Source organism: Bradyrhizobium sp. AUGA SZCCT0182, assembly GCF_018130185.1.
In the GTDB taxonomy this organism is placed as follows: domain Bacteria; phylum Pseudomonadota; class Alphaproteobacteria; order Rhizobiales; family Xanthobacteraceae; genus Bradyrhizobium.
Genome location: NZ_JAFCLY010000057.1, coordinates 42662 through 55974, shown reverse-complemented (window position 1 = coordinate 55974; position 13313 = coordinate 42662). Strand labels below are relative to the sequence as shown.

The 13313-nt window shown below is 64.3% G+C and carries 13 protein-coding genes; 7 read left to right on the top strand and 6 right to left on the bottom strand.

What is annotated here, in order from left to right:
- Nucleotides 1–87: 87 nt before the first annotated feature.
- The 3 genes from JQ611_RS37130 to JQ611_RS37120 all read right to left on the bottom strand — a co-directional run bounded on the left by JQ611_RS37130 (nucleotide 88) and on the right by JQ611_RS37120 (nucleotide 2109).
- Complete coding sequence (locus tag JQ611_RS37130; RefSeq protein ID WP_212269494.1) at nucleotides 88–708, bottom strand: glutathione S-transferase family protein; 621 nt, start codon at nucleotides 706–708, stop codon at nucleotides 88–90.
- A gap of 78 nt (nucleotides 709–786) precedes the next feature.
- Nucleotides 787–1263, bottom strand: a complete 477-nt coding sequence (locus JQ611_RS37125) for a nuclear transport factor 2 family protein (RefSeq protein WP_212269495.1) — start codon at nucleotides 1261–1263, stop codon at nucleotides 787–789.
- A 21-nt stretch (nucleotides 1264–1284) separates the two neighbouring features.
- Complete coding sequence (locus JQ611_RS37120; RefSeq protein WP_212269496.1) at nucleotides 1285–2109, bottom strand: helix-turn-helix domain-containing protein; 825 nt, start codon at nucleotides 2107–2109, stop codon at nucleotides 1285–1287.
- Nucleotides 2110–2219: 110 nt separating this feature from the next.
- Here JQ611_RS37120 and JQ611_RS37115 point away from each other — a divergent pair, with 110 nt between their 5' ends.
- Both JQ611_RS37115 and JQ611_RS37110 read left to right on the top strand, forming a co-directional pair.
- On the top strand, nucleotides 2220–2594 hold the full coding sequence (locus tag JQ611_RS37115) for a nuclear transport factor 2 family protein (RefSeq protein ID WP_212269497.1): 375 nt from the start codon (nucleotides 2220–2222) through the stop codon (nucleotides 2592–2594).
- Nucleotides 2595–2684: 90 nt separating this feature from the next.
- Entirely contained in the window at nucleotides 2685–3950 is a 1266-nt protein-coding gene (locus JQ611_RS37110; RefSeq protein WP_212269498.1) for a flavin-dependent oxidoreductase, read from the top strand.
- Here JQ611_RS37110 and JQ611_RS37105 read toward each other — a convergent pair.
- The 3 genes from JQ611_RS37105 to JQ611_RS37095 form a co-directional block, all read right to left on the bottom strand.
- Entirely contained in the window at nucleotides 3947–4369 is a 423-nt protein-coding gene (locus JQ611_RS37105; RefSeq protein WP_212269499.1) for a PaaI family thioesterase, read from the bottom strand. The two genes, JQ611_RS37110 and JQ611_RS37105, sit on opposite strands and share 4 nt — an antisense overlap.
- A gap of 241 nt (nucleotides 4370–4610) precedes the next feature.
- Nucleotides 4611–5135 carry a hypothetical protein gene (locus tag JQ611_RS37100; protein ID WP_212468231.1) on the bottom strand — a complete coding sequence of 175 codons (525 nt, stop codon included), beginning with the start codon at nucleotides 5133–5135 and terminating at the stop codon, nucleotides 4611–4613.
- Nucleotides 5136–5190: 55 nt separating this feature from the next.
- Entirely contained in the window at nucleotides 5191–6285 is a 1095-nt protein-coding gene (locus JQ611_RS37095) for an A/G-specific adenine glycosylase (protein WP_249133753.1), read from the bottom strand.
- Nucleotides 6286–6402: 117 nt separating this feature from the next.
- Between JQ611_RS37095 and JQ611_RS37090 the strand changes: the two genes are divergently transcribed.
- The 5 genes from JQ611_RS37090 (at nucleotide 6403) to JQ611_RS37070 (ending at nucleotide 13312) form a co-directional block, all read left to right on the top strand.
- Nucleotides 6403–6882 (top strand): DUF721 domain-containing protein, encoded by a 480-nt coding sequence (locus JQ611_RS37090; RefSeq protein ID WP_192738571.1) that lies wholly within the window; start codon nucleotides 6403–6405, stop codon nucleotides 6880–6882.
- 117 nt (nucleotides 6883–6999) lie between these two features.
- Nucleotides 7000–7656, top strand: a complete 657-nt coding sequence (locus JQ611_RS37085; protein ID WP_212468230.1) for a DsbA family protein — start codon at nucleotides 7000–7002, stop codon at nucleotides 7654–7656.
- A gap of 287 nt (nucleotides 7657–7943) precedes the next feature.
- A complete protein-coding gene (gene smc / locus JQ611_RS37080) occupies nucleotides 7944–11408 on the top strand; it encodes a chromosome segregation protein SMC (protein WP_212269503.1) in 3465 nt (1154 codons plus the stop codon).
- A gap of 125 nt (nucleotides 11409–11533) precedes the next feature.
- Nucleotides 11534–12538, top strand: coding sequence for a small ribosomal subunit Rsm22 family protein (locus tag JQ611_RS37075; protein ID WP_212468229.1), 1005 nt, complete (start codon nucleotides 11534–11536; stop codon nucleotides 12536–12538).
- Nucleotides 12539–12751: 213 nt separating this feature from the next.
- Nucleotides 12752–13312 (top strand): LemA family protein, encoded by a 561-nt coding sequence (locus JQ611_RS37070; RefSeq protein WP_212269505.1) that lies wholly within the window; start codon nucleotides 12752–12754, stop codon nucleotides 13310–13312.
- Nucleotide 13313 lies beyond the last annotated feature (1 nt).

Below are 13313 nucleotides of genomic sequence, written 5' to 3'. Positions count from 1 at the left end.
AATCAGGTCCGGACAGCCTTGGAAAGGCGCTAACGCCTCTTGACAGCTAACACGGTAGATCCCGGCTCAAGGCCGGGCGACGAAAATTCACACCTTCTCTTCCGCCAGCGCCTTCTGCACGGCGGGCCGGTCCTTCATGCGCTTGAAATGGTCGGCGACCTTCGGCAGCGTCGCCATGTCGACGCCGTCGCCTTCCAGCCATCCCGTCAGCGTGAACAGATAGGGGTCGCAGATCGTGTAGGTCTCGCCCATCATCCATGGGCCCTTGAGCATCTTCTGCTCGAGCAGTGCAAAGACCGCGCCCATGCTTTTCGGAAGCGTCTTCTTCATGTCGGCGAAGGAGGATTCTTCCGTGGCCCAACGGTAGCCACGCCCCTTATGGGAATGCGCCACGTGTACCGTCGAAGACAAATAGCTGTTGATGGCCTGCACCTGCGCGAACGCAAAGGGATCATCGAGCGGCGCCAACTTCGCCTTTGGAAAACTCTGCGCGATGTAGGCCAGCATCGCCACGTTCTCGGTCAGGACGCCGCGATCGGTGACCAGCGCCGGCACGCGGCCTTTCGGATTGATCGCCAAATATTCCGGACTTTGCTGCTGGTTGGTCTTGAAGTCGATCCGCTCGGCGGTGTAGTCGGCGCCGGCTTCCGCCAGCGCGATGTGGGTGGCGAGCGCACAGGTGCCGGGGGCAAAATAGAGCTTGAGCATGTTGGTCCTCACGGGTGATGCCTCAGGTTAGCGGCGCATTGCTGCGCCGTCTATCCCAGGCGAACCCTGAAGTGGCACTCACGCCGCGCGGGGCTGCAACTTGCCGTCGATGTAGACGCTGACGATGGTATCGTCGCCAGGATAGAATTCGGGCGCCACCGTCTGGATCTGAGCCTGGATGCACTTCCACGCGCCGTTCTCGAACAGGTAGGTGTCGGTGTACATGGTCATGCCGGTCACTTCGTTGCCGTCGCGGCGGCGGGTGGCCTTGTTGGTGGAGCGTACCAGCGCGACATCGCCGATGACGGTGATGAGTTCGTCGCGGACATCCCAGTAGGGGATCAGTTTCGGATCGAAGGCGGTCGCCCAGTATTTCAGATAGGTCGCGCGATCCCAGCGCTGTCCGGTCGGCCAGATGCTGATGAAGGCAGGGTGCAGGATGGCGTCGTGCGAGGCCACGTCGTTGGTGATGAAATTATGGATGAAGCGGGCGTTCAACGCGCGCAATTCTTCCATCGTCTCGGCGGATTGATGGTCACGTTTTGCCAATTGCATTTTTCATCTCCTCAATTTTTGTCAAAGCGCCATCCGGCGCGCCATCTCTGCGGTTGCATCGTCTGCCGGAAAAAAGCATTCGATCTTGATCTGTTGCAGCGCCGCGTCCGTCGGCATTGCTAGCGTCGTAAAGGTGGAAAAGAACGCGAGCCGTAAATCACCTTTGGCGAGTTGCATGATCATGACGGGCGAACTGGCCTGCGAATGGCGCGGAAGCCGCCATTCGGCCGGCAGCCCGGGATAGGCCATGATCTCGTCGAACAGCCGGGCGGCCGCGCGGCTACCCTGTGCGACGTCACGGTGCAGGATCTGGATCATCTGGCCGGCGAACTCTTCCCAGTTCACGATGAACTGCCGCAGGCCTTTTGGATGGAAAACGACGTGCATGGCGTTGTCGGCAACGCCGGCTTCCATCCGGTAGGAATCACGAAACGGCTTGAGCAGGCGCGCGGACCCTTGGTTGCGCATCCGAACGTCCCAGTGCCCGTCGACCACGATCCCCGGATACGGCTCCTGCTGCCGCAGGATGAAATCCACCGCCTGCTGCACCGGCTGAAGATTATCGGCCGCGAGCCCCTTGTCGCCGTAGGGCGGCACGAAGCCCGCCGCGACGTGCAAGGCGTTGCGCTCCTCGAGCGGCAGATCGAGCGCGCTGCCGAGGAGTTGCACCATCTCGCGGCTCGGCTGCGACCGGCCGGTTTCCAGAAAGCACAGATGCCGCGCCGATACGTTGGCGTCACTTGCCAGTTCGATCTGGGTTAGTCTGCGCACGCTGCGCCAATGCTTCAGCAGACTGCTGAAGTGCCCGGCCGCGGCATCCTGCAAATTTTGTTTTGGTATGCCCATGTGCCGCAATCTAGACCATCACGTCAGAACGGCAATTACCTCGGATGTAAGTGACAAGCCGCGAAGGGCTTGCAAGACTTGGCGTTCGTTCAATCGTGCGGGGAGTATTCATGGACGGCAGCGCAATCACAAAAATCGTGACGCAGTACATGGCGGCATGGAACGAGCCGGAGGCTGCAGCCCGGCAAGCGCTGCTCGCGCAATGCTGGAGTGACGTCGGCGTCTATCTCGATCCCAGGGCCTCGCTGACGGGGCGGAACGAACTCGCCCGCCACATCGCTGCGACACAGGCCTCACGGCCCGGCGCGCGGCTCGAGTTCATGAGCGGCATCGACGCGCACCACAACGTGGTCCGCTTCCTCTGGCACCTGGTGCGCGCGGACGGCAGCTGCGGCGACATCTCGATCGATTTTGGCGAGCTCGGCCCCGACGGCCGGCTGGTCAGGATCATCGGCTTCTTCGGCGCTCCGCCCGCACCGCCGTAAACGTTGGGGACGGGATACTGGCCGGGCTTTCGCAGTTGCCCCCTGCCGCCCCTCATGTCATGACGCCCCGGAGGTAACAGAGGCGTAGACATGACCGTACTCATCGCCGGCGGTGGCATTGGCGGGCTGACGCTGGCGCTCAGCCTGCACCAGATCGGCGTTCCCGCACGCGTCTTTGAAAGCGTGCCGGAGCTTCGGCCGCTCGGCGTCGGTATCAACGTGTTGCCGCATGCGGTGCGCGAGCTGATCGAGCTCGGCCTGCACGACCAACTCGACGCGGCCGCCGTCCGCACCAAGGAACTGGCGTATTTTTCCAAGCACGGCAAACCGATCTGGAGCGAGCCGCGCGGCGTCGAAGCCGGCTACAAATGGCCGCAATTCTCGATCCACCGCGGCACGCTGCAGCAGATCCTGCTCGACGCCGCGACCGAACGGCTCGGAAAAGAGAACATCCTCACCAGCCACCATCTCACCGGCTGGACAGAAAGCGCCGATGGCGTCCGCGCCGAATTCATCGACAAGGCGACCGGGAAAACGGCCGGGAGCCATGACGGCGTGCTGCTGATTGCCGCCGACGGCATTCATTCGGCGATCCGCGAAAAACTTTATCCGCAGGAAGGCCCGCCGATCTGGAATGGGCGCATCCTGTGGCGCGGCATCACCAAATCTGACGCCTTCCTGTCGGGCCGCACCATGATCATGGCCGGCCACGAGATCCTGAAATTCGTCTGCTATCCGATTTCGAAGCAGCCGGACGCCTCAGGCAAGTCTAGCATCAACTGGGTGGCCGAGCGGCACATGCCGCCGACCTATCAGTGGCGCCGCGAGGACTATAACCGGACCGCCAAGCTCGACGAATTCCTGCCCTGGTTCAAGGACTGGAAATTCGACTGGCTCGACGTGCCCGGCCTGATCCGCAACTGCCCGCATGCGTACGAATATCCGCTGGTCGACCGCGATCCGATTCCGCAATGGACCTTCGGCCGGGTCACATTGATGGGCGACGCCGCGCATCCGATGTACCCGATCGGCTCCAACGGCGCCTCGCAGGCGATTCTGGATGCCCGTGTGATCACCCGCGAAATCCTGGCGCACGGCCCGACTAATGCCGCGCTCACGGCCTACGAGGCCGAGCGCCGGCCCGCGACCACTGATCTGGTCATGCTGAACCGGCGCAACGGGCCGGAACAGGTGATGCAGATGGTCGAGGAGCGCGCGCCCGACGGTTATGAGGTCGTCACCGACGTGCTGTCGCTCAAGGAATTGGAAGACATCGCGGCCAATTACAAGCGCGTCGCCGGTTTCCAGGTCGAAGGCCTCAACGCCAAGCCGCCGATCGTGCAGTTCGGGCGCTAACGACCTGATAGCTTCGCAGTCTCGACCAGCCGCGCGCTGGTGGTGGCCGTTGCCAAGACGGTGCCATCTTCAGACATCAGCCTGCCCTCGACAAAGGCGATGGTCTTGCCAAGCTGTGTCACGGTCGCTTCACCGACAATCTTGCCCGGCTTGGCCGGAGTTAGAAAATTCACGGTCATGGTGATGGTCGCGGTGTAAAGTTTTCCGTCGGTCATCGCGAACACCGCCGGCCCCATGGTGTCGTCGAGCATTGCGGAGAGAATGCCGCCCTGGACGAAGCCGGCCGGATTGCAGAAATCCTTGCGGCCGTCGAAGCCGATCCGGATCCAGCCATCGTTGGGCCGTGCATCGAGCAGATGCCAGCCGAGCAGTCTTGAGGATGGCGGGAGCGTGAGATGGTCGAGCGCGGTTGCGATCATGGGAACCTCCTGATCGCCGCGTTGTAGCGGAGGCCTGCTGACAGCATGGTGTCAGCAGACCAGAACTGCCTCCCAAATAAATAGTGGACGACTCAAGCGCACGAGACATCTGTCTCATCGCTCCATTTTCGAGATACATAACCCCGTTTGGGGCCGAACTGCTGATGAACTCAGCGACAAAGGCGCGCCCGATATCGTCCTGCTCAATCGTGCCAAAAGGTCCGGGAATCAGACGCCCCAGCTAGGCCACATAGCGCGGCGTGTGAGCATTGCCCGCGATAATTCCCGGACGAAAAATCGCGAGGCGTTGGAAGCCTATCCCTTGAACCGTCTCTTCCTTCAACCCCATGACCCGCACATAGCGAATCCTGCTTTTCGAGCTGCTTCCCACTGCCGAGAGCAGTGAAAACCGTGTGATACCCCCGGCCTGACAACCGCGGGCAAAGCCACCGACCACGCCAATTTCGAGGGCCTTCAATTCCTCCTCACTCCACTTCAAGCTGCCTTTGCCGACACCCACACAGGATGCCGCATAGACAGGATCGCCTAGCGCAACCATGCTCTGCGCAAGCTTGGTCACTTCTGCCGGAAACTGAGCAGCTGCCGTATCCAGGATCACCTGCCGCACACGGGGATCAGCGCTCAGGGAAATCGCCCTGCGATTGACCATCACGACTTCAGCGCAGGACGGCTCAGCAGCCAGCGCGCGCACCACCGCAGCTCCCACCTGCCCCGTGCCACCGATGATCAAGACACGAAATACCATTTTAGGCCTTTTACTGTTTGGCGCTCCATCCACAGCCGGATTTGGCGATGGCTTGCTAGAGATTTAGCCCGTGCGCGATCGCCTTGCGCATGACATTGGGCAGCGCCTCACCCGCGAGCGTCGCGATCGGGACCCAGCGCATTCCGTCCGGTGCTCGCGTCCGCGCGGCCACCTTCGCCGTGTAGATCACCAGCTCAAGCGGAAAATGCGTGAAGACATGCGTCACCACGCCCACCTTGCGATGCCATTTGGCGATCCCCTTGAGCGCCGGCGCCTGCTGCAAGGCCGCATTGTCGTCCTGGCCGGCGAGCCAGTCCGAGCCCGGGACTTCGGTCATGCCGCCAAGCAGGCCTTTTTCCGCGCGGGTGCGGACCAGCAATTCATCGCCCCGCGTGACGATGAAGGCCGCGCCGCGGCGCATCGTTCCCGTCTTCTTCGGCGCTTTGCGCGGAAAAATCTCCTGATCGCCGCGTGACCGTGCCAGGCAATCGTCGTTCAGCGGACACAGCACACATGCCGGTTTCTTCGGTGTGCAAATCGAAGAGCCCAAATCCATCAGAGCCTGCGCGCTATCGCCGGCACGGGAGGGACCCAATAATGTGGCTGCCAATTGCTGGATCAACGGCTTGGCCTGTGGCAGCGGCTCCTCGACGGCGAACAGCCGCGACGTCACGCGCTCGATATTGCCGTCGACCGGCATGGTTCTGATATCGAACGCAATCGCCGAGATCGCCGCTGCCGTGTACGGCCCGATCCCCGGCAAGCTGCGCAGACCTTCTTCGGTATCCGGAAACACCCCGCCATGGTCGCGCAACACCGCCACCGCGCAGGCGTGCAGATTGCGCGCCCGCGAATAGTAGCCGAGCCCGGCCCACATCCGCAGCACGTCATCGAGCGAGGCCCGGCCAAGCGCCGCGACATCGGGCCAGCGCGTCACAAACTTCAGGAAGTACGGCCCGACCGTTTTGACGCCGGTCTGCTGCAGCATGATTTCGGACAGCCAGATCCGGTAGGGAACCGCGCGCTCCCCCGCCGGCGGCCGCCACGGCAGCACGCGGCGATGCCGGTCGTACCAATCGAGCAGCAGCGCGGGACGGCCCGGCGTCGCACTTCCTCGTCGTCGGGGTTTGGTGGCCACGGCAGGATTCATGAAGGCACTGTAATAGCGGGATGACATTCTCTCCACGTCATGCCCGTGCTTGTCGCGAGCATCCACGTCTTTCTTTGCCCGGTTCCTGTCGCAAGCCGCTCCGTGCTATAAGCCCCCATGGCAAAACCCGGCCCGATCTCCGCAAAACCGCTTTCCGTCCTGCTCGGCGACGTGTTTTCCGACGCCTATGCTAAGCAGGGGTTCGCCGCGCGCGAGCTGGTGACGCGCTGGGCTGAGATTGCAGGCCGCGAGATCGCGGCCCATTCCGAGCCGCTGAAGATGCAATGGCCGCGGCCGGTCGAGGGCCAGCCGCAGGAACCGGCCACCCTGGTGCTGCGGGTGGAAGGTCCGATGGCGCTGGAAATCCAGCATTCCTCCGACGTGATCCTGGAGCGGGTCAACCGCTTCTTCGGCTGGAGCGCGGTCGGACGGCTGGCGCTGCGGCAGGCGCCGCTGTCGCGCCGGGACCGGCCAAAACCGTCCCGCGCGCCGGACCCGAAGGCGGTCGCCGAGATCGCCAAAACCCTGTCCTCGGTCGAGGATGACGAATTGCGCGACGCGCTGGCGCGGCTCGGTGCCTCGATCAAGCGAAATTGAGCCTGCCGCGCGCCCGGCCCGCGGCAACCTGCCATTGCCACAATTATCGTTTCAAGCTACGCGAAGGCTCGTTTTTCGTACTTCTTCGGGCGTGAACGCGCCAATCGGGAGCTGACCTTGATCATCACGCGCCGCGCCTTCACCGCCGCCCTTTCGCTGACCGGGCTTGCCGCCCTCGCCGGCTTCTCGCCGCTGCGGCTGATCAATGACGCGCTGGCACAGGGCGCCGCCGACGTCGCCAAGCCGCAGTCGCTGCCGGACATGGCGCTCGGCCCGCCGAATGCCTCGGTCACCATCACCGAATACGCCTCGATGAGCTGCTCGCATTGCGCAGCGTTCACGGAGCAGGTGTTCCCCAAGATCAAGGCGGAATTCATCGACACCGGCAAGATCCGTTTCGTGTTCCGCGAATTCCCGCTCGACATCAAGGCCGCCGCCGGTTCGATGCTGGCGCGCTGCATCGCCAAGGACGACGCGCCGAAATATTTCGCGGTCGTCGACCTCCTCTTCAAGCAGCAGAACGACTGGGTGCTGAAGAACACCACGGAGACGCTGATCCGGATCGGCAAGCAGGCCGGCCTCACGCAAGCGGCGGTGGAAGATTGCCTCAAGGACCAGAAGCTGCTCGACAAGATCGCGGCCGACCAGAAATACGCCGCCGAGGTGCTGAAGGTGCAGTCGACGCCGACCTTCTTCATCAATGGCGAGATGATCAAGGGCGAGCAGAGCTTCGAGGAGTTCAGCAAGCGCATCAATTCGATGCTCAAGAGCTGATCGGCTCATTTTGAGGGAGCGGGCCTGATCGGCCGGCGCGCGAAGCGAACAAATCCCTGTTGAAAACCTGATTCGCCCACCGGATTCATACGGGCCTGTAAGCCCTGCAAAAACCTCGACAAAAGGCTTGGGAAAAGCCCTTCGCGCCCGTTGCCCTTCGGCCCCGGCCTCGCCATTGTCGCGCTCCATAAGAGACGCAACGCGCGACTCATCCACACACCGACATTGCCTTCCATGGTATTGTCACGGCAGGGAGATTCGCGCCCGGCCAACAGAGAATCGTGTTCATGAAACTCACGCGCCTCCGCCTTCATGGTTTCAAGTCGTTCGTTGAACCCACCGACTTCATGATCGAGCCCGGCCTGACCGGTGTGGTCGGGCCGAACGGCTGCGGCAAATCCAACCTTGTCGAGGCACTACGCTGGGCGATGGGCGAGACCTCGCACAAATCGCTGCGCGCCGCCGACATGGATGCGGTGATCTTTGCCGGTTCCGGCAACCGTCCGGCGCGCAACCACGCCGAAGTGGTGATGACGATCGACAATGCCGATCGCTCGGCGCCGGCGGCAATGAACGACCGCGAGATTCTGGAAATTTCCCGACGCATCGAGCGCGAAGCAGGCTCGGTCTATCGCATCAATGGCCGCGACGTCCGCGCCCGTGACGTGCAGATCCTGTTCGCCGATGCCGCCACTGGCGCGCGTTCGCCGGCACTGGTTCACCAAGGCAAGATCGGCGAAATCATTCAGGCCAAGCCCGAACAGCGCCGCCGCGTGCTGGAAGACGCCGCCGGCGTCGCCGGGCTGCACGCCCGCCGCCATGAAGCCGAATTGCGGCTGCGGGCGGCCGAGACCAACCTCACCCGCGTCGAGGACGTGATCGGCCAGCTCTCCGGCCAGGTCGACGGCTTGAAGAAGCAGGCGCGGCAGGCGATCCGGTTCCGCGAAGTCGCCGCCAAGGTGCGCAAGGCCGAGGCCACGCTGTTCCATCTGCGCTGGCTCGAAGCCAACACCGACGTGGCGGAAGCCGCGCGCACCCATGACCTCAACGTGCGCGAGATGGCTGAACGCACCCGTGAACAGGCTGAAGCGGCCCGTATCCAGGCGATCCGCGCCTCCGAACTGCCCGCGCTGCGCGAGGGCGAAGCCCGCGCCGCGGCCGGACTGCAACGCCTCACCAATGCGCGCGAGCTGCTCGACCGCGAGGAAGAGCGCGCGAAGGAGCGTGTCGCCGAACTCGACCGCCGCCTGACCCAGTTCACCGCCGACATCGCACGCGAACAGCAGCAGACCTCGGACGCCGAAGTCGCCTTGCTGCGGCTCGACACCGAAGATTCGGAAATCAAGGAAGAGATCAAGTCGCGCGTCGAGAAGCGCAGCGGCGTCGATGAACGCGTCTCCGAAGCGGAAGCGACGCTGGCCGCCGCCGAGCGCATGTTCTCGGAATTGACGACGGTGCTGGCCGACCTCACCGCCAAGCGCAACCAGTTAGAGGCCGGCGTGCGCACCCATCGCGACCGCCTGGCCCGGCTCGACCAGGAAATCGCCAACGTCCAGGCTGAGGAAACCAAGCTCGCGCAGGAAACCGGCAATCTCGGCGACATCGACGCGCTTGCCGGCGCCATGGAAACCGCGCAGGAAACGCTCGCCGCATCGGAAGCCGCCGCGCAGGCCAACGAGGCCGGCCATGTCGCCGCGCGTGCACGGCTGGAAGCGTCACGTGCGCCGCTGGCGGAAGCCGACAAGCGCGTGCAACGGTTAGAGACCGAAGCGCGCACGATTTCAAAGCTCGTCAATGGCGAGACCAAGAACCTGTGGCCGCCGATCATCGATGGCGTCACCGTCACCAAGGGGTACGAAAAGGCGCTTGGCGCCGTGCTCGGCGACGACCTCGATGCACCGATCGATCCGTCCGCGCCGATGCGCTGGACCAATGCGGGTGCAACCTTCGACGATCCGGCGTTGCCCGCGGGCGTCGAAGCGCTTGCCGCCCATGTCGAAGCGCCGTCCGAGTTGGCGCGCCGTCTGGCGCAGATCGGCGTCGTCGCCAAGGAGCGCGGCGCGGAACTGGTGTCTCAGCTGAAGACCGGCCAGCGGCTGGTGTCGCTGGAAGGCGACGTCTGGCGCTGGGACGGCTTTGTCGCCGCCGCCCACGCCCCGACCGGCGCCGCACGGCGTCTCGCCGAACGCGCCCGCCTGGTCGATATCGAAAACGAGCTGGAGCAGGCCCGTAGCGATGCGGCCGCCAAGCGGCAGGCGCTGGAAGACGCCGAGAGCGAATTGAAGGCGGCATCGGGCGCCGAGTCTGCTGCCCGTGACGCCTGGCGTGCCGCGCAGCGCGAGGCCGATGCCGCACGCGAACGCCATGCCGCGACCGAGCGCGAGATCAACCGCCACGCCGCACGCAAAGCGACGCTGACAGAAGCCCATACGCGCATTGCCGCCGACCGTGCCGAGGTCGAGGCCGCGCATGAGAACGCCAATGCGGTGCTGGCCGAGCTGCCGCCGAGCCTCGAGACCGAAACCAGGCTCGGCACCGTTCGCACCGACATCGAGGGCCATCGCCGCTTCGCAGCACAAGTGCGTGCCGAAGCGCAGGCGCTGGCGCGCGAGGCTGAACTGGCCGACCGCCGTGTGCAGGCGATCCTCGCCGAGCGCACCGAATGGCAGAACCGCAAGCAAAGCGCAGCCTCGCAGGTTTCCACCATCGAAGCCCGCGTCACCGAAGTGACCGCAGAGCGTGCCGAGCTCGAAGACGCGCCGGCGCTGTTCGCCCAGAAGCGCCGCGCGCTGATCAGCGAGATCGAGTCCGCCGAAAGCGCGCGCCGCGTCGCCGCGGATGCGCTGGCTGCGGCCGAGAGCGTGATGGCGGAGACCGACCGCGAGGCAAAGGCTTCGCTGGAAGCGCTCTCCAGCGCCCGCGAGGCGTGCGCCCGCGCCGAGGAACGCATGGACGGCACCAGGCGCCGCCTCTCCGACATCGAGCGCGAAATCCACGACATGCTCGAAGTCGAACCGCATGCCGTGGCTGGTCTGGCCGAACTCGAGCCGGGCGCGGAATTGCCGCCGCTCGCCGAGATCGAGGAAAACCTAGAAAAGCTGCGCCGCGACCGCGAGCGGCTTGGCGCGGTCAATCTGCGCGCCGAGGAAGAGCTGCGTGAAGTCGAGACCCAGCACACGGCATTGACCACCGAACGCGACGACCTCGTCGAAGCCATCAAGCGGCTGCGCCAGGGCATCCAAAGCCTCAACAAGGAGGCGCGCGAGCGGCTCTTGACCTCGTTCGAAACCGTCAACGAGCACTTCAAACGGCTGTTCACCGAATTGTTCGGCGGCGGCGAAGCCGCATTGCACCTGATCGAGAGCGAAGATCCGCTGGAAGCCGGCCTCGAAATCATCGCCAAACCGCCCGGCAAGAAGCCGCAGACGCTCTCACTGCTGTCGGGCGGCGAGCAGGCGCTGACCGCGCTGGCGCTGATCTTTGCGGTGTTCCTCACCAATCCTTCGCCGATCTGCGTGCTGGACGAAGTCGACGCGCCGCTCGACGACCACAACGTCGAACGGTTCTGCAACCTCTTGCATGAAATGACGTCCTCGACCGAAACCCGCTTCATCATCATCACGCATAATCCGATCACGATGGCGCGGATGAACCGGCTGTTCGGCGTCACCATGGCCGAACGCGGGGTGTCGCAACTGGTCTCGGTCGGCCTCGACGACGCCGTGAAGATCCTCGACCAGCACGTGGCGTAGGACCAACGTCGTCATTCCGGGGCGCGAAGCGAACCCGGAATCTCGAGATTCCCCGGTGCGCAATTGCGCACCTGAGGTCTGGTCCTTTGGACCATCCCGGAATGACGTGAGGATGACGGCAGGCGATGACCTCACCCGACCTCCCCGCCGAACTGAAAGCCGCGCTTGACGTCAAGCTGCGCGGTTTTTCGCGGAGCGACGCGGCGGAACGCTCGGCGTCGATCTCGAAAAATTACCGCGATGGCGGCGGCTCCGGCACGATCCGATCCGAGACCGATGCACTGGCCTATGCGCTGGCGCGGATGCCGGCGACCTATGCCGCGGTCACCGCCAGCCTGAATGCGCTCGGTGAAATCCGCCCCGATTTTGCGCCCAAAACCCTGCTCGATATCGGCGCCGGGCCGGGCACAGCGAGTTGGGCAGCGGCGGAAGCATTTTCCTCGCTGCGAAGCTTTACCCTGCTCGACGCCAACGACGCGTTGCGCAAACTGGCGCTCGATCTGGTCAGCGAGAGTTTTCGCCTGCGCGAACTCCAATACGAACGCAGCGAGGCACGCAGCGCCCTGATCAAGGCTGACGCCGCCGACCTCGTCATCGCCAGCTACGTGATCGGCGAACTCAGTGCCACCGAACAAAGCGCACTCGCCGGGCTGATGTGGGAAAAGACCCGCGAGACGCTGCTGGTGGTCGAGCCCGGCACACCGGCGGGCTATGCGCGGATCATCGCGCTGCGCGAGCGCTTGATCGCGGCCGGCGCGCATGTCGCCGCCCCCTGCCCGCACGACGGAACATGTCCGCTTGCCGCGCCGGACTGGTGTCATTTCACCCAGCGCCTGCAACGCTCGCGCGCGCACAAGCAGGTCAAGGGCGCCGAGCTGCCCTACGAGGACGAAAGATTCGCCTATGTGGCGTTAACACGCGCGCCGTTAGCGGCGCGCCCGGCCCGGGTGTTGTCACAGCCGGCCGTCTCCAAGGTCGAAGTCACGGCCAAGCTTTGCACCCCGGCCGGCCTGGTCCTCAGCCGGACGCCCCGCCGCGCCAAGGCGGATTATGCCGTTGCCCGGCGCTGGCGCTGGGGGGATGCGGTGGCGGAGCAAACGGGTCGTCCCGGCGAAGGCCGGGACCCATAGCCACCGGCACCAGTTAGGCGAAGAAAGCGTTCGTCAGCGTGCCCAACGAAAGGCCGCGGCGTATGGGCCCCGGCCTTCGCCGGGGCGACGAAAGAGTGAACTTATCCCGCCCTGGTTTCGACTAAACGAAACCCCACGTCGCGGCGGGCTGCCGCACGCCCCGGTTTTCGTCTAGGTTCCACACTTTCTTCGCCTCATCAGGAGTTGTTTGCCATGTCGACGAGCTGGATCGTTATCGGCGTCATTGTCATTCTCGTGCTGTTCGCCATCGGTGCGTATAACCGCCTGGTCGCGCTGAGCCAGCGTGTCGGCCAGGCCTTTGCCGACATCGACGTGCAGCTCAAGCAGCGCCACGACCTGATCCCGAACCTGGTGGAGACCGTAAAGGGCTACGCCAGCCACGAGCGCGGCACGCTCGACGACGTGATCAAGGCCCGCAACTCCGCGATGTCCGCGCAAGGGCCGGCGCAGATCGGCGCCGCCGAGAACCAGCTGAGCGGTGCGCTCGGCCGCCTGATCGCGCTGTCGGAGGCCTATCCGGACCTCAAGGCCAACACCAATTTCCAGCAGCTCGCCGGCGAACTGTCCGACCTCGAAAACAAGATCGCCTCGAGCCGCCGCTTCTTCAACAACGCGGTTCAGGAATACAACACCGGCATCCAGCAGCTGCCCGCCGCGCTGTTCGCCGGCATGTTCGGCTTCACCAAAAAGGAATTCTTCGATCTCGGCGCCAGCCGCACCGAAGTCGAGGTCGTGCCGACCGTAAAATTCTAAC